Source organism: Nitratireductor alexandrii, from assembly GCF_004000215.1.
GTDB lineage: Bacteria > Pseudomonadota > Alphaproteobacteria > Rhizobiales > Rhizobiaceae > Mangrovimarina > Mangrovimarina alexandrii.
The window spans coordinates 55,164-79,275 of sequence record NZ_RBVY01000002.1; the positions used below are offsets into that span (position 1 = coordinate 55,164).

Below are 24,112 nucleotides of genomic sequence, written 5' to 3' on the forward strand. Positions count from 1 at the left end.
GTCCTACAAAGCCGCAGGCACAAGCGTGCGCAGTCCGAATGCGGTCACCATCATGCCGGTGACATAGAGTCCGACGCCGATTGCCGAGTACCAGACGGCGAGACGGACCGGATCGCCGACGAAACGCACCATGCAGACTATCTGCAGGATCAGCAACAGCAGCACTGTGAGGGCGGAAAGGGGCAGGCCCAGCGACCACAACGTCGCGACCACGCCGGCCTGCGCCGCGGCCATGATCGCGCAGGCGATGAACGCGGCGGGGCGGGCGCCGTGCAGGACCGGCAGCGTCTTGATGCCCATTGTTCTGTCGCCGGCAATCGCCTTGAAATCGTTGAGTGTCAGGATTCCGTGGGCACCGGCGCCGTAGAGCAGGGCGACGGTCCAGCTCGAGGCGGCGGGGGCGAGGCCGGTGATCGCGGTCGCTGCCGTGAGCCAGGGCAGGGTTTCGTAGCTGAAGCCGACCACGCCGTTGCCGAGCCAGCCGGTTTGTTTGAAGCGCAAAGGCGGTGCGCTGTAACCCCAGGCGAAGGCCAGGCCGACAAGCGCGGCGGCGAAAATCAGCGTGCCCAGCATCCACGCCGCCATCAGCGAAAGCGCCGACATGATGATCGCGATATAAAGCCCCCAATGGCCCGGGACGCGGCCGGAGGGAATCACCCGCTCCGGTTCGTTGATGGCATCCACGTGCCGGTCGTACCAGTCGTTGACCGCCTGGCTGGTTCCGCACAGGAGCGGGCCGGCGAGCAGAACGCCCAGCACGACGAAGCCGAACCGGTCGCTGAGACTGTGTCCCGTTGAAATCGCGCCGCAGGCATAGGCCCACATCGGCGGAAACCAGGTGATCGGTTTGAGCAACGCGATCACGGCGCCTGGCATGGGCCAGTTTGCCTGCGATGGGTGGCGTGTCAGTTCCATGACCGGCATGCTATGTCCGGCCCGAAAATGTGTCAATTAACATTGACACTCATGGGCGCGATCACGCAGGCGACGGCTCGCCGTCTTGACCGTTTACGCGGCCGGGAAAGGCGCTATGAGTTGGGCCGGTAGTTTTCCAGCCCGTGCCGGCGCAGCTTGATGTAGAGGCTCTGCCGCGACAGGCCCAGCATTTCCGCGGCGCTGGCCCGGTTGTTTTTGGTCTGATCGAGAGCGGCCTCGATACAGATCTTTTCCACCACGTCGAGGGATTCGCGGATCAGGACCTTGAGCGGCACCTTGCCGACAAGGCTGGCGAAGCCCTCGGCCTGTTCCGGGGTCGCAGGTGGCCGCAGGGCCACCTTGTCGGCGCTTGCCGGTTGCGGGATCACCAGCAACTGTACCGTGTCCGACGCGTTGTCGTAGCGGGCCGAAAGAGACACGGCGTGTTCCTCGCCCAGCATGTCGGTGACGACCGAGGAAAAGCCGCTGAGGGTTCGTTCGTCCTTGGCGCGCGTGAAAAGCACATTGAGCTCTATCGCGGATTTGCCCAGCCAGTTGGCCGCATTGCGTCCGAGCACCTGATTGTGTGTCGGGGCGTGGACCTGGTCGAGAAAGAGCGTGTTTGCAGCCAGGACCGTACCTTCCGCGTCGGTCATGAGCGCGGCTTCCGGCAGGAGGTCCAAATTGACATCCGCGCCATTCGAGTGAACGGGGGCAGGGCGGGCCGGCACGGCGCCCCCCTCCTGGCAAGCCCGCAGGGTCACGACGAGGTTGGTCGCGCCATGTTCGCGATAGGCGCGCAGCTCTGCATCGATTTCGGCGCCCTTGGCCGTTTTCAGCGCCTCGAGCTGGATTGGCTCTCCGCTGTGCCGGGCCTCGCCAATGGCATCTCCCAGCCGGTCCCTGTCCTGCTTGTTGAACAGGTCGCGCACCGGTTTGCCGGTGAGCGTGCCGGAACTTGCTGCCAGAACCGCGGCAGCCGCGGCGTTGGCTTCCAAAACGATTCTCTTTTCGCCGTCGAGCACCAGATGGGCCGTCTCGGACATCTTGAAGACCGTCCGGTAGCGCGCTTCGGCCTGCCTCAGCTCCCGGTAGTCGGCCTCCATCGCGATCTGGGCTTCGACCAGTCTTTGCTGGTCCTGCATCTGCCGGCGCATCTCGCGTCCGACAACGATCGTAAAGGGAAAGCCCGCAGACGTTCCCGCAAGATAGGCGACGGGCAGGTCGGGCTGGCCGGCTGCGCTGTGATTGACTTGGTAGCCGCGTGCGGGACGCTGTTTCGAATCGGGAGCAAGCAGGGCATCGATTTTCGGTACCGATTCCACCGTCACGCAGTCGCGCAGGGGCTTGCCGACGATCGCCGACAGGCCATAGGCGTCAAGTTCCCGGTTTTTATAGTGAAGCCGGTTCACGATGCCCTTGTCGTCAACCAGGCAGACGATGTCCGCACCGATTCCGATCAACGCCGTCAGAGCGTCTGGGCCAAGCATCTCAAGCAAATCGCTCGTGACTCCGATATCTCGTTGCGCGCCGTGTGCCGGAGGAAGGGTCATTGGGATTGCCGATCGATCCTGCTTGTTTTTTTGTCGGCATTATCGCCCATCGGCGCAGGAAAATGACTGGTTTTTCCCAAATTATAGTAGTTTTCCGAGATTTTTACGGCCGAATATGCGCTGTCGCACACACAATTTGTTCCCATTCCCACAAGAAAATCGACAAAGTCAAGCGCTGCGACGCCGCCTGCAATCACGGGTGGCGCCTTCTCCTGGGTGTTCAATTTGATGTCGGCGATCAGCTTTTGGACATCCGATTTCAGCCGCATATTGCTCCAGCCGACGCAAACCACGTCTGCGCGCGCAATCATTTCGGCAATCTTGGGCTGATCAAACGATTCGTGCGGCACGACCTGTTGCTGCCATCCCAGCGTCTGAAAGAGGGCGCCGGTCAGATAGCACATCAGGCTGTGCTGTTCGCCCCGCGGCAGCACGATGGCGGCAAGCGGCGCCCGCCACCTGCCGGCCTTGACGCTGGCCTCGCGCGTCAGCGCCTGGGCGAGTTCCTGGAGGCGCGAGGAGGCGATGGAGACGTCAATGAAGCTGGCCCTGTCGGATGTCCAATCCTTGCCGAGCTGCCGCGCAACTGCCTCGGCAAGCAGGACTTTTACCGCCGTCGGGCTCCGCGCCGCCCCTTCCTCGCCAGTCATGACACGCAACCGGATTGCCGTGTCGAGAAAGGCGAGCAAGTCCGCAATCCGTGTGCCGGGTGCCAGGACGCGCTTCTTCAAGCCGGCTATGGCGTCTTTATAATGGTCGTTGTTTTCCAGGCCCGTGTCCAGCAAACCAGAGAAATGTTCGGCGGTCATGGCAGCCACGGGTCCTTGTATGAGGCTGCGAAGCGTTGCCCGTTCACCTCTGTTGAGCCGGGAGCTTTTTAGCATTTGTGCGTTGCATCGCACAAAAAAATTCTCGGCGGCAGCGGGCGTGCTGCGCGCGTGCGCGGCCTCGACGGGTGGCTCTATGGTGCCGTTCATCCTCACTTTGCGGTCGGCCTCCCTGGCTTTGCGGAAAGGGGGCAAGCTCTGGGGTCTGCGGGTCCTGGCTTTGCTTGCGCATGTGAGCGCGCTTAGCATGACTCCCCTCTTGTTTCGTGTAAACAAAAATATACGTCACTCAAAGTTGACACTTTTGCCGTCACGGCGTTACCCTCCTGATCTGCCGGACCCTGCGTCGGGTTCGGGCGGGAGGATCGGATGTCCGCAAGTGCAGCCAGCAAGTCGGTAGAGGCCGGGTTTCTCTATACCCAGGAGGAGCGGCGGCGGCGCGACGAGAGCGTTTGGACGCTGGTGCAGGGCATCCTCGCGCCCGTGCAGTTTCTTGTCTTTCTGATCAGCCTGGCGCTGATCCTTGTCTTCCTTGTCACCGGCAAGGGGCTTGCGGCGGCCGAAATCTCCGTCGTGATCAAGACTCTGGCGCTCTACGCGATCATGATCACCGGTTCGATCTGGGAAAAGCAGGTCTTCGGCCGGTACCTGTTCGCCCGGCCGTTCTTCTGGGAAGACGTCTTTTCCATGCTGGTGCTGGCGCTTCATACCGCCTACCTGGCCGCGCTCTACCTGGAGTTCCTCGGCCCGCTCGGCCTGATGGGGCTCGCGCTCGCCGCCTATGCCGCCTATGTCGTCAATGCCGGCCAGTTCGTCTGGAAACTGCGTCTGGCGCGTCTCGACCGCTCGGCACGGCAACAGGCGCCGGCTGACGGTCTCGTGGCGGCGCCCGCGGGCGAACTGCAGGGCGCGGGGTCGGTGCGATGAACCAGCTTTTTTCCGCCGGTTGCGCCACCGCCCCGACGATCCGCCAGCGCGGTCAGCACGAAGTTTTCTGCGGTCTGACATCGATCATCTGGCTGCACCGGAAGGTCCAGGACGCGTTTTTCCTGATCGTCGGCTCGCGCACCTGTGCCCATCTGATGCAGTCGGCGGCCGGCGTCATGATCTTTTCGGAGCCGCGCTTTGCCACCGCGATCATGGAAGAGCGCGATCTTGCGGGCATGGCCGACATGCATGACGAGCTCGACCGTGTGGTCGACAAGCTGCTCGCCCGCCGGCCGGACATCGGGATGCTGGTTCTGGTCGCTTCCTGCCCTTCCGAGGTGATCAAGTTCGATCTTTCCAAGGCCGCGGAACGCTTGAACCGTGTCCACGCGCCCAGGCACCGGGTGCTGTGTTATTCCGGCAGCGGCATCGAGACGACCTTCACCCAGGGCGAGGACAATTTCCTGTCGGCTCTGATCGGCGAGGCGCCCCGGCCGCAATCCCCCGCCGACGCGGCGCGCCTGGTCATCGCCGGATGCCTGCCGGACGTGGTCGAGGATCAGCTTGCGCGCCTGGTGAGCGAGCTTGGTATCGAGAAGGTCCATTTCCTGCCCGGCCGCCGCAGCAGCGCCATGCCGGTCGTCGGCCCGCAGACCCGGTTCATCCTGGCACAGCCTTATCTCGGCGCGGCCGCCGCCGCGTTGGAGACGCGGGGCGCCAGGCGGATCGATGCGATCTTTCCGCTGGGTGAAGAGGGCACCACCGCCTGGCTCCAGGCGATCGCGACCGCCTTCGGCGTGTCCGCCGGCCGCTTCCACGAGGTCACCGCCGCGCCGCGCAAGCGCGCGCGGGCGGCGCTGGCGCATTATCTGCCCTGGCTCGAGGGGCGGCGGATCTTCTTCTTTCCCGATTCGCAACTGGAACCGTCGCTGGCCCGTTTTCTGGCGCGGGAAGCTGGGGCCGAGATCGTCGAGGTCGGCAGTCCCTATCTGCACCGCGATCATGCCGCCGGCGAACTCGCCCTGCTGCCGGCCGGCGTTGCGCTCTCCGAAGGCCAGGACGTCGATCGGCAGATCGAGCGTTGCCGCGCATCCGATCCCGATCTGATCGTCTGCGGCATGGGCCTTGCCAATCCGTTCGAGGCCGAGGGCCGCCTGACCAAGTGGTCGATCGAGTTCGCCTTCACGCCGATCCACGGTTACGAGCAGGCCGGCGACCTGGCCGAACTGTTCGCGCGCCCCTTGCGGCGCAACGCATTGCTGGACACGGGGCTGACAGCCGGGCAGGGCGCGTCATGCAGTTGAGCATGTGGACCTATGAGGGACCGCCGCATGTCGGCGCCATGCGCATCGCCGCTTCGATGGAAGGCGTGCATTATGTTCTGCATGCTCCGCAGGGCGACACCTATGCCGATCTGCTGTTCACGATGATCGAGCGCCGCAAGGCGCGCCCGCCGGTCACCTATACGACCTTCCAGGCACGCGATCTCGGCGGGTCCACCGCGGATGTCTTCAAGACCGCGTGCCGGGACGCCGTCGATCGCTTCGAGCCCGACGCACTGCTGGTCGGGGCTTCCTGCACCGCCGAACTGCTTCAGGACGATCCCGGCGGCCTTGCCAAAACGCTGGGGCTGGACATCCCGGTGGTGCCGCTGGAACTGCCCTCCTACCAGAAGAAGGAGGCCTGGGGCGCGTCGGAGACCTTTTATCGCCTGGTCCGCGCCTGTGTCGGCAACCGGAGCCGACCGGACACCGTTGCCGCCAACAGCTGCAACCTGCTCGGGCCGACGGCGCTGGGGTTCCGCAACCGCGACGATGTCCGCGAAATCACCGCCCTGCTCGAGGCCAACGGTCTGGATGTGCGTGTCGTGGCCCCGCTCGGCGCCCGACCGGCGGATCTGGCCATGCTGCCGGAGGCGGCCTTCAACATCGTGCTTTATCCCGAAATCGCCGAAACGTCGGCCCGCTGGCTGAGCAAGGCCTACGGCATGCCGTTCCTGTCGACGATCCCCATCGGTGTCGCGGCCACGCGGCGCTTTGTTGCCGAGGCCCGGACGCTCGCCGGCCTTGACGGACAGGCATCGAACGACGGCGACCGGCTGACCTGGTATTCGCGGTCGATCGACAGCACCTATCTGACCGGCAAGCGCGTCTTCATCTTCGGCGATGCCACCCATGCGATCGCCGCCGCCCGGATCGCGACGCACGAACTCGGCTTCAAGGTATGCGGGCTCGGCACCTATATGCGCGAATATGCCCGCGAAGTGCGCGCCGCCGCCAGGGAGCATGACGTCGAGCCGCTGATCAGCGACGATCACCTCGAGGTCGAGGACGCGATCGTGGAGGCCCGACCCGAACTGGTGCTCGGCACCCAGATGGAGCGGCATATCGCCAAGCGCCTGCGGGTGCCCTGCGCGGTGATCTCCGCGCCGGTGCACGTGCAGGATTTCCCGGCCCGCTATTCGCCGCAAATGGGTTTCGAAGGCGCCAATGTCATTTTCGACAGCTGGGTGCACCCGCTGATGATGGGGCTGGAGGAACATCTGCTCGCCATGTTCCGGGACGATTTCGAATTCAACGACGAGACCCCCGCGTCGCACCTTCATGCCCACAGCCCGGCCCCGCAGCCGGCCGAGACCGAGGCCGACACGCCGATCGCACTGTCAGATCAGGACACGCGGTGGACGCGGGAAGCCGAGCGCGAGTTGAAGAAAGTGCCCTTCTTCGTTCGGGGCAAGGCCCGCCGCAACACCGAGCATTTCGCTGCCGAAAACGGCATTCACCCGATCACCGTGGAGACGTTATACGATGCGAAAGCCCATTTCGCCCGATAGCAACCTCCCGGTTCGGGTGGTTCTGATCACGCTGGACAACCATGTCGCGGCCGCCGTTGACGATGCGCGCAAGCTGCTGGCGAAGGACCTGCCCGGCCTCACCTTGTCCGTTCATGCGGCCACGGATTGGGCGGAGGACCCGCAATCCCTGGCCGCGTGCCGCTCAGCGATCCGCACCGGCGACATCATCGTCGTGTCGATGATCTTCGTCGAGGAACACGTCAAGGCGATCGCCGACGAGCTGGAAGCCCGTCACCTCAACTGCGATGCCATGGTGTGCTGCATGTCGGCCGGCACGATCATGAAATACACCGCCATGGGCCGCTTCCGCATGAGCGGCGCGCAGAAGGGCCCGCTGGCGCTGCTGAAGAAACTGCGCGGCGGCAGTTCGCGCGGTGGCAAGGAAAGCGGCAGGACCGCCGGCGAGCGCCAGCTCGCCATGTTGCGGCGCCTGCCCAAGCTGCTGAAATTCATTCCCGGCACCGCACAGGATGTGCGCAACTATTTCCTGACGCTGCAATACCGGATCGCCGCGTCGGACGACAACATCGCCAACATGGTACGGTTGCTGGTCGGCAAATACGCGTCCGGCGAGCGCAAGGCCTTGCGCGGCCAAGTCACTGCGGACGCGCCGAAGGACTATCCGGAGCGGGGGCTCTATCACCCGCGCTGTTCGCCGCGCGTCGCGACCCGGCTGAAGGACGTGGCCAGGGTCGGCAAGCCGAAAGGCACGGTCGGGCTGCTGCTGCTGCGCACCTACATCCTGTCCGGCGATACCGGCCACTATGACGGTGTGGTCGCCGCGCTCGAGGCCCGCGGTTTCAATGTCGTGCCGGTGTTCTGCTCCGGCCTCGACATGCGCGCGGCGATCGACGACTACATGACCGATGCCGACGGCAGGGCCACCGTCGACGTGCTGTGCTCGCTGACCGGCTTTTCCCTGGTCGGCGGCCCAGCCTACAGCGATGCCGCGGCCGCTGCCCAAACCCTGGCAAAGCTCGATGTGCCTTATCTGTCGGCCTGCGTGACCGAGTTTCAGACCCGCGAAGCCTGGCAGGCCTCGACCCAGGGCCTGACCCCGATCGAGACGACGCTGATGGTGGCCATTCCCGAACTCGACGGCGCCGTCGGCGCCATGGTGATCGGCGGACGCTCCGGCGCCGTGGACCAAAAACAGCCATGCGTGTGCGCCCGCCAACTCGGCAACTGCCCGTCCGGCCGTGCCTGCATGCGGCCCGACGACGAACGCGTCGGCCTCCTGGCGGACCGCCTGGCCGCCATGGCGCGGCTGCGCCGGACGCCGCGGCCGGAGCGCCGGATCGCGCTTACCCTGTTCAACTACCCGCCCAATGGCGGCAATATCGGCACGGCCGCGTTCCTGTCGGTTTTCGAAAGCCTGCTGGAGACCATGAAGCGGCTCGCGGCCGAAGGCTACGACGTCGAAGTGCCGGCCGACGCCGACACGCTGCAGGACATGATCCTGAAGGGCAATGCCGATCGTTTCGGAACGGAAGCCAATGTCCACGCGACGGTGTCGGCTGACGATCATGTCCGCCAGGAGCGGCACCTGACGGAGATCGAGGCGCAATGGGGCCCGGCGCCGGGCCGGGTCCTCTCCAACGGCCGCGGCATCCATGTGCTCGGTCGGCAGTTCGGCAACCTGCTGGTCGCCATCCAGCCGCCCTTCGGCTACGAGGGCGATCCGATGCGGCTGCTGTTTGAAGGCGGTTTCGCTCCCAACCACGCCTTCGTGGCCTACTACACCTATCTGCGCGAAACCTTCGGCGCGGATGCGGTGCTGCATTTCGGCACGCACGGGGCGCTGGAATTCATGCCGGGCAAACATACCGGCCTCTCGAGCACCTGCTGGCCCGATCGTCTGCTGGGTAGCCTGCCGAATTTTTACTTCTACGCGGCCAACAACCCCTCCGAGGGATCGATCGCCAAGCGCCGTTCGGCGGCAACGCTGATTTCCTATCTGACCCCGTCAATCACGGAGGCCGGTCTCTACAAGGGCCTCAACAGCCTGAAGGCCAGCCTCGACCAGTACCGGTCGACGCCGCCCGAAGCGCGCGCCGAGCGGGAACGGTTGCTGGACGTCATTCGCGTGCAGGCCGACCAGCTCGATCTGGCCGGCGACACGGCGGAGTTTTCCGAAAGCGCCTTCGTGCAGCATCTTGTGCAGGCGCTCACTGAAACCGAATACGCGCTGATCCCGCATGGACTTCACGTCGCCGGACGCGGCATGACGACCAGCGAACGCGCCGAAATGCTGGCCCGCATGGCCGTCGGCCTGGAAACCGGATCCGGCTTTGTCGCCGATCAGGCGCTTTGCCTGGCCATTGCGGGGGCGGACCGGGAGGCTCTCGCAGCCGCCGGCGCCGGTCTGGACGAAGAGGCTCGCGAGACGGTCCGCAAACTCGCTGCGATCAATCGCGAGCTTGCCGAAAACCGGGAACTCGACGGTCTGGTGCGCGCGCTCGACGCCCGGTTCGTGCCGCCGGCTCCGTCAGGCGATCTCATGCGCACGCCGGATCTGCTGCCGACGGGACGCAACATTCACGGGTTCGACCCGTTCGGCATTCCCAGCAGGTTCGCCCTGGAGGACGGTGCGCGGCAGGCCGCGCGCATTCTCGAACGCTATCTGGAGAGCGACGGCAAGCTGCCCGAAACGGTGGCCATCGTGCTGTGGGGCACCGACAATCTGAAGACCGGCGGCGCGCCGCTTGCCCAGGCCATGGCACTGATGGGCGCGCGGCCGCGTCTCGATGCCTATAACCGGGTCTGCGGCGCGGAGCTGATCCCGCTGCGGGAGCTCAACCGCCCGCGCATCGACGCGGTGATGACGCTGTCGGGAATTTTCCGCGATCTGCTGCCGATCCAGGCCAGCATGCTCGCCGAGGCGAGCTACCTCGCCGCGACCGCGGACGAGCCGGCCGAGCGCAACTTCATCCGCAAGCACGCGCTGGCCTATTGCGCCGCCAGCGGCTGCGATCTGGAGACGGCCGCCTACCGGGTGTTTTCCAACGCCGACGGCACCTACGGATCCAATGTCAACATGCTGATCGCGTCGTCCGCCTGGACCGACGACGAGGAAATCGCCAAGACCTACACCAGCCGCAAGAGCTTCGCGATCAGCCGCAGGGGCAAGACCAGCCGTCAGAGCGCGCTCCTGGACGCCGTCCTTGCCGAAGTCGATATGGCCTATCAGAACCTGGAATCGGTCGAGATCGGCGTGACGACGATCGAGCATTATTTCGACACGCTCGGCGGCCTGTCCAAGGCGGTCTCGAAAGCCAAAGGCGGCGCGGAGCTGCCCGTCTTCATCTCCGACCAGACCCAGGGCGAGGCCAGGGTCCGCTCGCTCGGCGAACAGGTCGCGCTGGAGACCCGCACGCGCACGCTCAATCCGAAATGGTACGAAGCCATGCTCCAGCACGGTTACGAGGGCGTGCGCCACATCGAGGCGAACGTAACCAACACGCTCGGCTGGTCGGCGACCACGGGCGGTGTCGATCCCTGGATCTACCAGAAAATCACCGAAACCTACGTTCTCGACGAGGCCATGCGCCGCAGGCTCGCCGAGCTCAACCCGGCATCAGCCGCACGGGTTGCCGCACGGCTGATGGAGGCGCACGAGCGCGACTATTGGCAGCCCGACCCGGAGACGCTCGAGGCCTTGCGCCGGGCGGGAGACGAACTCGAAGACCGGCTCGAAGGCCTGGTGACGGAGGCAGCCGAATGAATATCTACACTCATCCCAAAACCGCCGAGCGAGAGGCGCGTACCGCCGCAAGGCTGCGCGAACGCGCGGACGGGGAGGGCAGCGTCCAGGTGCATCTCGATCCGACCATGGATATTGACGGGGCCAAGGTCTTCGCCATTTACGGCAAGGGCGGCATCGGCAAGTCGACGACCTCGTCCAACCTGTCCGTCGCCTTTTCCAAGATCGGCAAGAGGGTGCTTCAGATCGGGTGCGATCCCAAGCACGACAGCACCTTCACCCTGACCAAATCCCTGATCCCGACCGTGATCGACATTCTCGAGCAGGCGGACTTCCACACCGAGGAGTTGCGGCCGGAGGACTATATGGTCGAGGGCTTCAACGGCGTGCAGTGCATCGAGGCCGGCGGCCCGCCCGCGGGCACCGGATGCGGCGGCTATGTGGTCGGCCAGACCGTCAAGCTGCTGAAGGAGCATCATCTTCTCGACGATACCGACGTGGTGATCTTCGACGTGCTCGGCGACGTGGTCTGCGGCGGGTTCGCCTCGCCGCTCCAGCATGCGGAGCGGGCCGTGGTCGTGGCCGCCAACGATTTCGACAGCGTGTTTGCCATGAACCGCATCGTCGCGGCCATCAAGGCCAAGGCAAAGAACTACGAAGTGCGCCTTGGCGGGGTCATCGCCAACCGGTCGCGGGAGACCGACCAGATCGACCGCTACAACGAGGCGGTCGGCCTGAAACGGCTGGCGCACGTGCCCGATTCCGATCACGTGCGCCTCAGCCGGCTGAAGAAGAGCACGCTTTTCGAAATGGGCGACGCGCCGGAGATCCAGGCCATCCAGAACGAATATCTCCAGCTCGCCGAACAGCTGTGGGCGGGCACGGAGGCCTTGAGCGCCGAACCGATGAAGGACCGGGAGATTTTCGAGTTTCTCGGTTTCGAGTGAGGCTTTGGGAGCAGGCATGACACGGGCCAGCTATGTCAGGCGAACCAGCGAGATCGAACATTATTTCGATCGCACGGCGCTGGCGGCCTGGAAGAGATTGACAGGGGACCAGCCGGTCAGCGGCATAAGGGCGACCGTCCGCCAGGGCCGCGAGGCGATGCGCCAAACGCTCGCCGGCTGGTTGCCGCGGGATCTGACCGGCTGGCGGATCCTGGATGCCGGCTGTGGTTCCGGCGTCCTGTCGCTCGAGCTGATGGCGCGCGGCGCGGATGTGGTCGGCATCGATCTTTCCGCGCAGATGGTGTCCTTCGCCCGGCAGCGCGCGGCGGAGCTGCAGACCCAAAGAAGCGTACCGACCGCAGGCCGCGTCGATTTTCGCAGCGGCGACATGCTCGACCCGCGTCTCGGGCGGTTCGACGCCGTCGTGGCGATGGATGTGCTGATCCATTACGCGCCCGAAGACGCCAGGAGCGTCCTGGAACAGTTCGCCGAGCGCACCCGCCGCGGCCTTCTGTTCACGCTGGCACCCAGCTCGCACCTGCTCAGGGCGATGCTGATGATCGGCAAGGTCTTTCCGCGATCGGACCGGGCACCCGCCATCTACCCGACCGATCCCGAGCAACTGGCCGGTCAACTGGTCGCCCAGCAACACATGTCCGGCTGGCGAGTGGGGCGCAGCCAGCGGATTTCCGTCGGTTTCTACACGTCCCAGGCGGTGGAGGTGGTCCGCTCATGATGCTTGGCGCCGCAAACCGCAGGATGGTTGCGCTCTGGCAAAAGGCCGGACTGCGCTTCATGCCGTTTGCGGATGCGGCCACGACCGAGGTGCCGCTCTCGCGCCTGTTGCGGCTCTCCCTGTTCCAGGTTTCCGCCGGCTGCGTGCTGGTGCTGCTGACCGGAACGCTCAATCGGGTTTTGATCGTCGAACTCGGGGTTTCGGTCGCGCTGGTTTCGGCCGTCGTCGCCATTCCCGTTCTGGCGGCCCCGTTGAGGCTCTTTTTCGGCTATCGCTCCGACACCTACAAATCCGTGCTCGGCTGGCGGCGCGTGCCCTATCTCTGGCTCGGCAGCCTGCTGCAGTTCGGCGGCCTGGCGATCATGCCGTTTGCGCTTCTTTTGCTGCAATCCCAAACGCTGGGCCCCGAATGGGCCGGGGCGGCAGGCGCCAGCCTTGCCTTCCTGCTGACCGGTTTCGGACTGCATATGGCGCAAACCGCAGGCCTCGCACTCGCGACCGACATCGTGCCGCGGGAGAAACGGCCACGGGTCGTGGCGCTTCTTTATGTCCTGCTGCTGGCGGGCATGATCGCGGCTTCGGGTTTCTACAGCTTTTTCCTGGTCGATTTCACGCCGAAACTGCTGATTCAGGTCATTCAGGGTACGGCGGTCCTCACCATCGCGCTCAATGTGATCGCCATGTGGAAGCAGGAGGCGCGCGACCCGAGCCGGACCGCCAGGGACCGCACGCTGCCAGGCTTTTTCGAGGCGCTCGCCGACTATCGTCGGGATCCGGGCACCGTGCGCTTGCTGCTGGCGGTCGCCGTCGGCTCGGCGGCGTTTTCGATGCAGGACATCCTTCTGGAGCCTTATGGCGGCGAAATCCTCGGCATGAGCGTCGGCCAGACCACGCTTCTGACCGGGCTCTGGCCCGCCGGCACCATGGTCGGTTTTGCCTGGGCGGCGCACAGTCTCAACCGTGGCGCGCATATGTACCGGGTGGCCGCACGGGGGCTGCTGATCGGCATCGCGGCCTTCTCCGGGGTGATCTTCGCATCCCCGCTCGGCGTCGATGGCCTGTTTTATGCCGGCGCGGCCGGGATCGGGCTCGGCGGCGGGCTGTTCGCGGTCGGTACGATGCTGGCTGCGATGGGTATTTCGGCCCGTTCCGACAGCGGCATCCTGGTGGGCGCCTGGGGCGCGGTTCAGGCAAGCGCGATCGGCGCCAGCCTGCTTCTGGGCGGCATCATCAAGAACGCCGTCAACACGCTCGCGCTCGACGGGGCGCTCGGCACCGCCATGGACACCGCGGCGACCGGATATCTTGTCGTCTATCACTTGGAGATCGGGCTGCTGTTCGTTTGCCTGGCCGTACTCGGCCCGCTGACGGGACACCGCTACCGGCAGGACAGCCGCCATAACATGCGATTTGGACTGGCCGAGATGCCCGGCTGATCCGGGGCGAGGCCACCATTTGGAGGAGGAGGTACCCATGACGGGTTCAGTGGTCGGCAGCATAGATGTCGCACAGGTGGTGCTCTACGCGTTCTGGGTCTTTTTCGCCGGGCTCATCTGGTACATCCGCAAGGAGGACCGGCGCGAGGGGTATCCGCTGGAGGATGACGTTTCCGGCGCCCACAACAAGAGCCCATGGCTGTTCGTGCCGGACAAGAAGACCTTCGTTCTTCCTCATGGCCAGGGTACGAAACAAGTCCCTGATCTCGCCCGCGACGAGCGGGCGCTGAATGCGGAACGCATGGCGCGCGCGTCGGGCTCTCCGCTTGAGCCGACCGGCAACCCGATGCTGGCCGGCGTCGGGCCGGGCTCCTGGGCCGAGCGCCAGGACCTTCCGGACCTGACCGCCCACGGCGAGGCCCGCATCGTGCCGATGCGCGTCGCCGACGGGTTCGACATCGCCGCGGGCGAAACGGATCCGCGCGGCCTGCCGGTGGTCGGCTGCGACCGCAAGCCCGCCGGCATCGTCAAGGACGTTTGGGTGGATCGCTCCGAACACCTGATCCGCTACTACGAAATCGAGGGCGAGGACGGAGCCTCCGGCCCGTTGCTGCCCAACAATTTCGTCGTCATCAAGAAGGCCAGGGGCGACAAGCCGTATCTCTACGTTCACGCCGTCACCTCCGAGCAGTTCGCCGACGTACCGGGCCACGCAAAAGCGGAAACGGTGACGCGGCTGGAAGAAGACAAGATCGCGGCCTATTACGGCGGCGGCCTCCTCTATGCCCTGCGCAACCGACGGGAGGCTCTGCTGTGAAACAGTTTGTCGTGCGTGAACATGAGATCGAGCCCGTTGCGGGCCTGCCGGGTTATCCGCCGCATGGCGAGGAGATCCTCTGGCAGGGCCGGCCCTGCGCCCGGCTCGTCGCTCGGCATGTGCTCAAGAATCGCTGGATCGCCGGGTATTTCGGGCTGCTGATCGCCTGGGCGGTCGTCGGCGGGCTTTATGACGGCCGCCCGGCGGCTGGGATCGTGTTTTCCGTCGCCGTGCTGACGGCCCTTGCGGCCGCCGTCATCGGTATCCTGGAACTGTTTGCCTGGGCGGTTCACAAAACCACGCTTTATACGATCACGTCCCGTCGCGTGGTGATGCGGTTCGGTGTCGCCTTTTCGCTGACGCTCAATCTGCCCTTCAAGCAGGTGAACGCCCTGTCGCTTGCCGAACTCGGCGGCGGGGCGGGGCATGTGGCGATCCAACTGCTTGCCGGGCACCGGATGTCCTGGCTGCTGCAATGGCCACACACGCGCGCTTGGCGGTTATCCGATCCGGAACCGAGCCTGATCTGCCTGCCGGACGCGAAGAAGGCGGCCGACATCCTGGCGCTGGCGATCACCCAATATGCGGCGCTGACATCCGGGCATGCCCGGCTGGCGCAGGACGATCGCGCGGCGGACGCGCTGGCGCCGGCGGTCGTGGCCGCGGAATAGGAGGACACCATGGCTTCGGCATCCCATCTCGGCTATCTGTCGGACCGCAAGGGCAGGCACGGCAATCCGTTCCCGGCCGGTATCCTGATCGGCGCGGCATTGCTGCTCGTGTTTGCCGCCGGCGCGGTGGTTTTTGGCCAGGCCACCGGGATCGGTGTGATCAAGCACCGCACCGGGGCGCCTGTCGCCATCCGAGACATCACCATTTTGCGCGGCGCCGACGACATCGTCGTCGTGGCCGACGCCGCCAGCGGCAGCCGAATTGCGACCTATGAAAAGGACACGGGCGGCTTCGTACGCGGCTCGCTGCGCGCGTTCGAACGCATGCGCATGGTGGCCAAGGTTTCCGAGGCCGTTCCTTACCGTTTGATCAAGTGGCAGGCCGGAACGGTCAGCCTGTCCGACACGGCGACGGGCGAGCGGATCTATCTGGAAGCGTTCGGCAAGGACAACGCGGCCGCCTTTGAGGCCCTGCTCGAGGCTCGTGGAGGAGCAAGCTGATGACCAACCCGCTTTTTTCCCTGATGCGGCGCCGGGAAACGGTCGACTGCACCGTGGAGATCAACAACACGTTCGACCAGCTTGGCGCCCATGTGCGTTTCGACAACGGCACCGTGGTCCATCCCGGAGACGAGGTCTTCGTGCACGGCGCGCCGGTCTCCATCCCCTACGGTCGATGCGAGAGTTTCCGCCGCAAAGCGACGATCCGCCGTGCCGGGCGGCTCGAGCGCGCCTGGACGCGCGCGACCGGGGATTTCGACATGATGGAATTGTGCGAATTCAGTTTCACGGAAAGGGCACTGTCATGAACAAGCCTGTCTCCAAGGCCGACCTGGCCGGCCACACGCCGATGGCCGACGCGCGCAAGGCGTCCGTCAACGACACCACCCGCAGCGCGCTGGTCTCCACCATGCTGACCCCGCGTTTTTATACAACCGACTTCGACGAGATGGACAAGATCGACGTCGAACCGGTACGCGAGGAATGGGACGCGCTGATTGCGCAGATGAGGAGCGATCCCAACAAGGGCCATTTTAAGCGAAACGAGGATTGGGACGAGATCGACTTTGCCGCCCTGCCGGACGACCTGCGGGAGGAACTTATCGACTTCCTGGTCTCCTCGCTGACCTCGGAATTTTCCGGCTGCGTGCTCTACAAGGAAATGAAGCGGCGCGGCAAGAACAAGGAGATCTGTGAGCTCTTCGGTTACATGAGCCGCGACGAAAGCCGCCATGCGGGCTTCATCAACGACGCGCTCAAGGATTTCGGCATCGGCGTCAATATGGGTTTCCTCGCCAAGGCGAAGAAATACACCTATTTCAAGCCGAAATTCATCTATTACGCGACCTATCTGTCGGAAAAGATCGGTTATGCCCGCTACATCACCATATTCCGGCATCTGGAACAGCATCCCGAGCACCGGTTCCACCCGATTTTCAAGTGGTTCCGGCAATGGTGCAATGACGAGTTCTCCCACGGTGAAGCCTTTTCGCTGATCATCCGTTCTGACCGGCGGCTTCTGGAAGGGCGCAACAAGCTCTGGATCAAATTCTTCCTCCTGGCGGTGTTCACCACCATGTATGCGCGCGATCACATGCGCCCGGCCTTTCACAAGGCGCTGGGCGTCGATATCCACGCCTATGACATGCGGGTCTTCAAGCTGACCTCGGAAATCTCGCGCCAGTGCTTCCCGCTGGTGCTGGATCTCGACAACCCGGCTTTGGTCGACGGCTTCCGGCGCATGGAACGGATCAATCGCAAAATGCAGGCGGCGGGCGCCAAGGGCGGCCTGACCGGCCGGTTCGGCAAGGCCTGGTGGGGCTGCGCCGCCGGCGTCAATTTCCTGCGCATGTACATGATCCCGACCAAAACCAACGCGCTGCCGGACACCTCGCGTCTGCAGCCGGTCTGGTAGGGCGCAGCCATGAACTTCGCGACCCCGGTCATCGCCGCGTTGATCGCCATCGGCGTCTGGTGGCTTTCGACCGGGCTCGTGCTGGCCATGGTCCACTGGTCGACCAAGCGCCGGCTCGGCCCGTGGCCGTTGCTGGCGACGGTGACGCTGGTCGGCATGGTCGGTTTCCTGCTGATGCTCTACGGCAGCGGACAACGGACACCGCTCGGCTCCTATGCGGGCTTTTTCGGCGCGCTTCTGGTTTGGGCCTGGCACGAAACCACCTTCCTGACCGGTATGGTCACCGGGCGGCGCAAGCAGGAATGTCCCCCGGGCCTGACCGGGTTCGACCGGTTCAAGGCCGCCTGGAAGGCGGTCTGCGACCACGAAATCGCGCTCCTGGTCACCGGCCTCTTTCTCTGGTTCATGCTCAGGGACACGGACAATCCGTTCGGCCTGGCAACATTCGGCCTGCTGTGGGGCATGCGGGTCTCGGCCAAGGTGCTGATCTTCCTGGGCGCGCGCCACGCCATCAGCGGCCTGATGCCGCCGGCGATCCTGCATCTGAAATCCTATTTCAACACCGGCAGGACGACGCCCTTGTTCCCGCTCTTGCTTGCCGCAGCGGTCGGCCTGCTGGCGGTGCTGGTGGCCGGCGCTCTGCGGGCCGAGCAGGATTATTCGGTGGTCGGCCACATCCTGCTGTCGACCTTCATGGCGCTCGCCATCATCGAGCATCTCATTCTCGTTTTGCCGGTCTCCGACGCGGCCCTGTGGCGCTGGGCGGTGCCCGGAGCGCCCGCGACCGGCGCGGCCAAGACACCAAACGTGGAGCCGGCCCTCGCCTCGGCCGGCGCAGACCATCCGGCGAAAACGCCCTGACGGCACCAGAGAGGGAAGAGGAACAGGAAATGGACATTTTCAATCACATGGAAACCGCTCTCTCCGGTCTTCGCTCCGCCGGCAATTATCGCGTATTCGCCGAGTTGGAGCGCCACTGCAGCGACTTTCCCAAAGCGACCTTCTACGAGGAGACGGGCAAGACGAGGCAGGTGACGGTCTGGTGCTCCAACGATTATCTCGGCATGGGGCAGAATCCGATCGTTACCGGCCGGATGAAGGAAATCATCGAAAAATGCGGCGCCGGTGCCGGCGGCACGCGCAACATTTCCGGCACCAATCACTACCATGTGCTTCTGGAACGCGAACTTGCCGACCTCCACGCCAAGCAGGCGGCGCTGATCTTCACCTCGGGCTATGTCTCCAACTGGGCGGCGCTCGGGACGCTGTTGTCGAAGATCCCGGGGATCATCGTCTATTCCGATGCGCTCAACCATGCCTCGATGATCGAGGGCATCCGCCATTCGCGTTGCCAGAAACGCCTGTTCCGCCACAACGACCCGGCCCATCTGCGCGAGCTGATGGAAGCGGACGACCCGCACGCGCCGAAGCTGGTTGCGTTTGAAAGCGTCTATTCGATGGACGGCGACATCTCCCCGATCGGGGACATCTGCGACGTGGCCGACGATTTCGGGGCGATCACCTATCTCGACGAGGTGCACGCGGTCGGCATGTATGGCCCGCGCGGCGGCGGGGTCGCCGAGCGCGAAGGGCTGATGGACCGCGTGACGGTAATCGAGGGCACGCTCGGCAAGGCCTTCGGTGTCATGGGCGGTTACATCACCGGTCCAGCCGTGCTGATCGACTTCGTGCGCTCCTTCGCCTCCGGCTTCATCTTCACCACGGCACTGCCGCCGGCGCTTGCAGCCGGAGCGACCGCGTCGATCCGCTATCTGAAGGAAAGCACGACCGAGCGCCGGGCCCACGGGGAAAACGTCGCCAAGGTTCGCGCCGCGCTCAACGCCCGCGGCATCCCGCATATGGACAATCCCAGCCATATCGTGCCGGTGATGGTCGGCAATGCGTCAAAGTGCAAATGGATTTCCGATGTCCTTCTGGCCGATTTCGGCATATATGTGCAGCCGATCAACTATCCGACCGTGCCGGTCGGCACCGAAAGACTGCGCATCACGCCGACACCGCTGCACAGCGACGCGGATATCCGGCACCTGGCCGAATCCGTGTGCGCGTTGTGGTCGCAATGCGCCCTGGCGCGGGCCGCGGCGTGACGGGCGCGATCGAGCGGGTCCAGGAGTCCGTGAAGCATGAACAGGCCTATCATCATCCCGGCAATCGCCGGCGACGGCTCCTCCTATCCGGTGGAGAAGATGGACGCGCACGTGAAGGGCCTGTTGCATCTGGCGGTCTCGGTGTTCGTCTTCGACGGTGACGAGTTGCTGGTTCAGCGGCGCGCGGCCGCCAAATATCATTGCGGCGGGCAATGGGCCAACACGTGCTGCAGCCACCCCCATTGGGGGGAAAGCCTCCAAGCCTGCGCCGAGCGCCGCCTGCAGGACGAGCTCGGCTTCACCGTGCCGCTCACCCGCCACCGGACCGTGGAATATCAAGCGCCGGTCGGCGAGGGGCTCAGCGAGCATGAGCGCGTGACGCTGTTCAGCGCGGAGGTCGATCGTCACAGCTTGGCCTTGGAGCCCAATCCGGACGAAGTCGACGCGGTGCGCTGGATCAGTCCGGACGAGCTGCATCGCGAAGTCGCAAGCGCCCCGCAGGATTTCGCGCCCTGGTTCCGGATCTACCTGCAGCGTTTTCCCGACCTGACCTTCGGTTAGGCCAACTCCATCGGAACCGCGACCCGGTTTTGCCTCCAGGAGTTTTGCCTCCAGGATTGTAGAAGAAAACCGAACGGATAGCCGGGCTTCGCGGCGCTCCGGGTTTCACCGGGCGCGCCCCGGCAAAGTGCCCTTTTTCAACGTCGATATGCCCGAACGGTCGCTTGCCAGGGGCTGCATCTATCCGTTCCAGGGTGGTTCGGACACGCAAAAGGGAGCCTGACGGCTCCCTTCGAGGTGCGGCGGCTTGCCCGTCAATCCTGCGTATTGGCGACCGTGGTCCGGGCAGGCAGTGCGGACGAGGTGGTCGGCGCGTCGGCGCCCAGCACCTGGGTTTCACCCGGCACATAAGTCGTGTAGTCCGGCGCATCGGCCGGGCCTTCTTTCTTGTCGAGCGCATCGACATAGTCCTGAAGCATCGACACGCCGTTGAGCGGCTTTTGAACGCCGTTGTGGCAGGTGGCGCAGCCGACCTTGAAGACGTCGCCTTGCGGTCCCTTGCGCTCCGCCGGAAAGACGGGGGCAAGGCCGGTCAGATAGTCGGCATTGAGCGCGCGCGTCATGGCGATGCCGTGCCAGGCGGTGACCCGTTGCGGCGGGCTCTGGTCCCAATCGTTGAAGGCGCGGGAATTGTGGCAGGTGACGCAGTTCACGCCGAGCGATTCCGACATGTACATCATCAGCGCCCAGGTGTTTTCCGTCTCCTTCACGCCGGCCGTGTTGGTGCCCGTTGGAAGGGCCGTGAGCGAGTGGACGCGGATGGCCTCGTCACCGAGCAGGTAATCCATCAGCGCGTTCTGCGGCAGCGAAGTGTTGCCGGAATATTTGCCGGCGACGTTCTGGCCGGCCCGGCTGGCATTGCTTGCCGGTTTCGGTTCGCGGTCGTCGACCCAGTAATTGGCCGGCACGGCCTCGCCTCGGTGACAGGTGTAGCAGGTCACGCCGACCTGGCCGACATGGTCTTGCCAGTCGACATTGATCGCCTGGTTCATCTGGATCATGCGCCGGGAGACGACTTTCTGATAAACCTCGTCCGACGCCATGTTCTCGATATCGTGGCAGTAGGCGCAGCCCTGGTCTTCCGGGGCGACCCATTGGGTGATCGCCGCCATGAACTGGTTGAACTGATCGTCCGACAGATCGCCGAGCACCTGGACATTTTGGTAGATGTCGCCGGCGCGCTCGCCTTCCGGATCCGCTTCCCATGGGGCTTCCGGCACGACATTGGCGGCCTTGAGCGCCTCCAGTTTTTCGACATCCTGTTCCAGATACATGCCGGTTCCCCGATAGCCGATCTGGGTCGTCTCGACCGGCGGGGCGTCCCAGCCGGCGCCGACGAAGCTGGCGATGGCGAGCAAGGCTCCGGCGGAAGCAGCAAACGGTATCCAAAGTTGCATTTTCCCTCTCCTTACCGCGCGGCCGGATCGACGACGTCCGGATAGATGTCGGGCAGAGGCGCAACGAGCCCGTGCTCAACGCCCCACAAGTACCAATTGTCGACGACGGTGCCTGTCAAAAGGATGCCGATGCCGCCGGTCAGCGGCGTCAGGATGGCGAACCACCAGGCCCAGCGATGGACGGACTCCATGGTGGCGTTGAAGCCCATGGTCCAGCGCCAGAAAAGCGCGGCGCGTTCGGAGGCCGTACCCCGATCCGTGATCTGCTCCAGCTCGCGTTCGCCACCATATTTGCCGACCGCCAGGATCGTGGCGCCGTGCATGGCAAACAGCAGCACCGAGCCGTAGAGGAAGACGATCGACAGGCAGTGGAAGGGGTTGTAGTAGAGATTGCCGTAGCGGATCGAAAATGCCGCGGTCCAGTCCAGATGCGGGAAGATGCCGAACGGCACGGCTTCCGAAAAATTGCCCATCAGCAGCGGGCGGATAAAGCCGAGCACCAGGAACAGCCAGATCGCCGAGGCAAAGGCCCAGGCGACATGGGTGCCCAGTTCAAGCTGGCGCGCGCGCCGGTAGACGCGCAGCCACCACAGCAGCACCGACGCGGTCAGGAAGAAGCCGGCGATCAGCCACCAGCCGCCATCGTTGAGCGGCGGCAGCACGGTAAGGCCGTAATGGGCCGGCGGCGGTTCCAGGCCGAGCCAGAACAGCTGGCGCACGAACTGGATCGGGTCCCAGCCGACGGAAGCCAGCATGTTCAGGCCGATGATCTCGAAGGCGATGAAACCGAACAGCAACGACAGGGAGCCGAGATAGCCGAGATAGATCGGGCCGATCTGGGCATTGCCGATCCAGCCGAGCAGGCGCGACATGAACGGCGTGCCCTTGCGGGCGCTGTCGCCCTTGGGCAGGGGCAGGCCCGCTTCGACCGGGCCGCTGATCTGAACGACGGTCAGGATGTTCTGATACTGGGTCATGACAGCTCCCCTCAACTCCAGATCGGCAGGTCGAGCCACCAGTTCCACCACTGGGGCCAGCCCTGGTTCCAGAACGGCCCGCTGATGATGATGCACACAGCGCTCCAGAAACCCGCGTTGAGCGCGAGGATGAGGCCCAGCCGGTGAATGCCGAGCGTACCGATCGAGTAGCCGATAATGTCGCGGAAAAACGTATCTTCGTATTCGGGCGTCTTGACTTCGGCCTGCTTGCCGCCGCCTTCCTGGGACTCGCCCGGATTGGCCGCCGACAGGATCAGCCCGCCATGCAGCGCCAGCGCCAGGCAGGTCGTGAAGAAGAACGACACGGCGATCATATGCGCCGGGTTGTAATGGAAATGCAGGTACTGGTAGCCGACATTCGACACCCAATCGAGATGGCTGAAAATGCCGTACGGAAACCCGTGACCCCAGGCGCCCAGCAGCAACGGCCGGAACACCACCAGCGTCGCATAAGCGAAGATCGCGAAGGAAAAGGCGAAGGGTACGTGATAGCCGATGCCGAGCTTGCGGCAGATCTCGACCTCCCTGAGCGCCCAGGAGCAGAAGGCGCCGAGCGCGCAGACCGTGATGATCTGCCAAAGCCCGCCTTCCTTCAGCGGGGCCAGTGCCAGGCCGTAGGACAGATCCGGCGGCGCGATCGAGATTTGCCAGATGTTCCAGGTGGGGCCGAGCGCGGCCCCATAGACGATCAGGGCGGTGCCAAGGCTGGCGAAAAACGCGGTGGTGACACCGAAAAAGCCGACATAGAACGGGCCGACCCAGAAATCGAAGAGGTCGCCGCCGATCAGCGTCCCGCCACGTACGCGATATTTGCGTTCAAAACTCAGCAGCGCCATTGTTCCTCTCCTACGGATGATCAGCCGCATGGCGACAGGGCTGTCTTGTGTTTTGGCGGCGGACGGAACCGTTGACACGGCCGCGCCCGCCGCCCGTTTCAGCCGATAAGCTTCAGACCCTCGCTGCCCGTGACGGATTGCTCGATCGAACCGGTCGTGACGGGTTTCCCCTCAAGCCAGTTGAAACGATCCGTGCTCAGCAGGATGAAATGGATCAGAATGGCGAGCGTGAACAGGAAGACCGACAGAGCAACGAGCGCCCTGCGCGGATCGAACATGAGCCAGATTCTCCACATGTTGCGACCTCCCTATGCAAGCATCGACAGAAGCGCCTGAGCCGTCTGGTTGACCCCGTCGAGGGAGGCATAACCATCCGGACCAGGAATCCAGGGACGCCACAACCAGACCAAGATATGCGCAACGATCGCGATCGCCGTGAATATCAAAAAGCCTTGGATGAAGAATCCATGGACCTCTTGCGCTTCGCTTTCGGTCAGACCCGAAAGTGAGACATTTGATGAATCAGCCATCAATTCACCTCCTAGTCTCGAAACGCCGCGGCGCCCCCGCGGCCGGGTTCCAGTGAAGCCGGATGATCAGTCTCACTGGGCTCTTGCCGATGTCGAGAACACCGGCAAAATCCTGGGTCACACGTGGAATGCGTACCCTAAGGCTGCATAGGCCGAAGCTTTGGCTTCGGCGAAAACGGAGCCCTCGACAGTGCCGTCGCGCGGGCCGAACACCTGGATGACCCGCGCCAGCGCCACGGCCGCCAGGCAGAGCGGAAAGACGATGAAAAACAGTCTTTTCATCATCTGGCGTTCCGATTCCCGCTCCCGGTGACGGCGGGCCAGCCGGTTGTCGTGTGCCGTGGAGAGCATTTTCTACCTCCCTCAGTTCTGCCGATTCCG

The 24,112-nt window shown here is 64.4% G+C and carries 24 protein-coding genes; 15 read left to right on the forward strand and 9 right to left on the reverse strand.

What is annotated here, in order from left to right:
• Positions 1 to 3: 3 nt before the first annotated feature.
• The 3 genes from chlG to EP380_RS03970 form a co-directional block, all read right to left on the reverse strand.
• Positions 4 to 924: a chlorophyll synthase ChlG gene (chlG, locus tag EP380_RS03960; RefSeq protein WP_127596856.1), complete on the reverse strand. Its 921-nt coding sequence runs from the start codon at positions 922 to 924 to the stop codon at positions 4 to 6.
• Between the two features lie 104 nt (positions 925 to 1,028).
• Positions 1,029 to 2,405: a transcriptional regulator PpsR gene (gene ppsR, locus EP380_RS03965; RefSeq protein ID WP_238719716.1), complete on the reverse strand. Its 1,377-nt coding sequence runs from the start codon at positions 2,403 to 2,405 to the stop codon at positions 1,029 to 1,031.
• 59 nt (positions 2,406 to 2,464) lie between these two features.
• Positions 2,465 to 3,277 carry a cobalamin-binding protein gene (locus EP380_RS03970; protein ID WP_127596861.1) on the reverse strand — a complete coding sequence of 271 codons (813 nt, stop codon included), beginning with the start codon at positions 3,275 to 3,277 and terminating at the stop codon, positions 2,465 to 2,467.
• 387 nt (positions 3,278 to 3,664) lie between these two features.
• On the opposite strand from EP380_RS03970, the gene bchF reads away from it, so the two are divergent.
• Genes bchF through idi form a run of 15 tightly spaced genes read left to right on the forward strand, consistent with a single transcriptional unit; the run spans position 3,665 to position 19,970 of the window.
• The gene (gene bchF, locus EP380_RS03975) at positions 3,665 to 4,222 is read left to right on the forward strand and encodes a 2-vinyl bacteriochlorophyllide hydratase (RefSeq protein WP_127596863.1); all 558 of its coding nucleotides are present in this window, start codon (positions 3,665 to 3,667) and stop codon (positions 4,220 to 4,222) included.
• Complete coding sequence (locus EP380_RS03980) at positions 4,219 to 5,526, forward strand: ferredoxin:protochlorophyllide reductase (ATP-dependent) subunit N (protein WP_127596865.1); 1,308 nt, start codon at positions 4,219 to 4,221, stop codon at positions 5,524 to 5,526. Before bchF ends, EP380_RS03980 begins: the two co-directional genes overlap by 4 nt.
• Entirely contained in the window at positions 5,517 to 7,055 is a 1,539-nt protein-coding gene (gene bchB / locus EP380_RS03985) for a ferredoxin:protochlorophyllide reductase (ATP-dependent) subunit B (RefSeq protein WP_127596868.1), read from the forward strand. The genes EP380_RS03980 and bchB overlap by 10 nt, the downstream gene beginning before the upstream one ends.
• A complete protein-coding gene (locus EP380_RS03990; protein WP_127596870.1) occupies positions 7,030 to 10,800 on the forward strand; it encodes a magnesium chelatase subunit H in 3,771 nt (1,256 codons plus the stop codon). Before bchB ends, EP380_RS03990 begins: the two co-directional genes overlap by 26 nt.
• On the forward strand, positions 10,797 to 11,726 hold the full coding sequence (gene bchL, locus EP380_RS03995) for a ferredoxin:protochlorophyllide reductase (ATP-dependent) iron-sulfur ATP-binding protein (RefSeq protein ID WP_127596872.1): 930 nt from the start codon (positions 10,797 to 10,799) through the stop codon (positions 11,724 to 11,726). Before EP380_RS03990 ends, bchL begins: the two co-directional genes overlap by 4 nt.
• A gap of 16 nt (positions 11,727 to 11,742) precedes the next feature.
• Positions 11,743 to 12,462, forward strand: a complete 720-nt coding sequence (bchM, locus tag EP380_RS04000; RefSeq protein ID WP_127596874.1) for a magnesium protoporphyrin IX methyltransferase — start codon at positions 11,743 to 11,745, stop codon at positions 12,460 to 12,462.
• Positions 12,459 to 13,898, forward strand: coding sequence for a BCD family MFS transporter (locus EP380_RS04005; protein WP_127596876.1), 1,440 nt, complete (start codon positions 12,459 to 12,461; stop codon positions 13,896 to 13,898). Before bchM ends, EP380_RS04005 begins: the two co-directional genes overlap by 4 nt.
• Positions 13,899 to 13,935: 37 nt before the next feature.
• Positions 13,936 to 14,715, forward strand: coding sequence for a photosynthetic reaction center subunit H (puhA, locus tag EP380_RS04010; protein ID WP_127596878.1), 780 nt, complete (start codon positions 13,936 to 13,938; stop codon positions 14,713 to 14,715).
• Positions 14,712 to 15,386 (forward strand): photosynthetic complex putative assembly protein PuhB, encoded by a 675-nt coding sequence (gene puhB, locus EP380_RS04015; protein ID WP_127596880.1) that lies wholly within the window; start codon positions 14,712 to 14,714, stop codon positions 15,384 to 15,386. Before puhA ends, puhB begins: the two co-directional genes overlap by 4 nt.
• A gap of 9 nt (positions 15,387 to 15,395) precedes the next feature.
• Entirely contained in the window at positions 15,396 to 15,887 is a 492-nt protein-coding gene (puhC, locus tag EP380_RS04020; RefSeq protein WP_127596882.1) for a photosynthetic complex assembly protein PuhC, read from the forward strand.
• Entirely contained in the window at positions 15,887 to 16,195 is a 309-nt protein-coding gene (locus EP380_RS04025) for a hypothetical protein (protein WP_238719717.1), read from the forward strand. The genes puhC and EP380_RS04025 overlap by 1 nt, the downstream gene beginning before the upstream one ends.
• Positions 16,192 to 17,301, forward strand: coding sequence for a magnesium-protoporphyrin IX monomethyl ester (oxidative) cyclase (gene acsF, locus EP380_RS04030; protein WP_127596885.1), 1,110 nt, complete (start codon positions 16,192 to 16,194; stop codon positions 17,299 to 17,301). The genes EP380_RS04025 and acsF overlap by 4 nt, the downstream gene beginning before the upstream one ends.
• Before the next feature lie 9 nt (positions 17,302 to 17,310).
• A complete protein-coding gene (gene puhE, locus EP380_RS04035; RefSeq protein ID WP_127596887.1) occupies positions 17,311 to 18,162 on the forward strand; it encodes a putative photosynthetic complex assembly protein PuhE in 852 nt (283 codons plus the stop codon).
• A 29-nt stretch (positions 18,163 to 18,191) separates the two neighbouring features.
• Positions 18,192 to 19,409 carry a 5-aminolevulinate synthase gene (gene hemA, locus EP380_RS04040; RefSeq protein WP_127596889.1) on the forward strand — a complete coding sequence of 406 codons (1,218 nt, stop codon included), beginning with the start codon at positions 18,192 to 18,194 and terminating at the stop codon, positions 19,407 to 19,409.
• A 36-nt stretch (positions 19,410 to 19,445) separates the two neighbouring features.
• Entirely contained in the window at positions 19,446 to 19,970 is a 525-nt protein-coding gene (idi, locus tag EP380_RS04045; RefSeq protein ID WP_127596891.1) for an isopentenyl-diphosphate Delta-isomerase, read from the forward strand.
• Positions 19,971 to 20,224: 254 nt separating this feature from the next.
• Here idi and pufC read toward each other — a convergent pair whose 3' ends face one another.
• The 6 genes from pufC to EP380_RS04075 all read right to left on the reverse strand — a co-directional run bounded on the left by pufC (position 20,225) and on the right by EP380_RS04075 (position 24,082).
• Positions 20,225 to 21,367, reverse strand: coding sequence for a photosynthetic reaction center cytochrome PufC (pufC, locus tag EP380_RS04050; protein WP_127596893.1), 1,143 nt, complete (start codon positions 21,365 to 21,367; stop codon positions 20,225 to 20,227).
• 11 nt (positions 21,368 to 21,378) lie between these two features.
• Positions 21,379 to 22,344, reverse strand: a complete 966-nt coding sequence (pufM, locus tag EP380_RS04055; protein WP_127596895.1) for a photosynthetic reaction center subunit M — start codon at positions 22,342 to 22,344, stop codon at positions 21,379 to 21,381.
• Between the two features lie 11 nt (positions 22,345 to 22,355).
• Complete coding sequence (gene pufL / locus EP380_RS04060; RefSeq protein WP_127596897.1) at positions 22,356 to 23,201, reverse strand: photosynthetic reaction center subunit L; 846 nt, start codon at positions 23,199 to 23,201, stop codon at positions 22,356 to 22,358.
• Between the two features lie 98 nt (positions 23,202 to 23,299).
• Positions 23,300 to 23,497 (reverse strand): light-harvesting antenna LH1, alpha subunit, encoded by a 198-nt coding sequence (gene pufA / locus EP380_RS04065; RefSeq protein WP_127596899.1) that lies wholly within the window; start codon positions 23,495 to 23,497, stop codon positions 23,300 to 23,302.
• Between the two features lie 12 nt (positions 23,498 to 23,509).
• Positions 23,510 to 23,731, reverse strand: a complete 222-nt coding sequence (gene pufB, locus EP380_RS04070; protein ID WP_127596901.1) for a light-harvesting antenna LH1, beta subunit — start codon at positions 23,729 to 23,731, stop codon at positions 23,510 to 23,512.
• A gap of 117 nt (positions 23,732 to 23,848) precedes the next feature.
• Positions 23,849 to 24,082: a hypothetical protein gene (locus tag EP380_RS04075; protein ID WP_127596903.1), complete on the reverse strand. Its 234-nt coding sequence runs from the start codon at positions 24,080 to 24,082 to the stop codon at positions 23,849 to 23,851.
• Between the last annotated feature and the right edge of the window lie 30 nt (positions 24,083 to 24,112).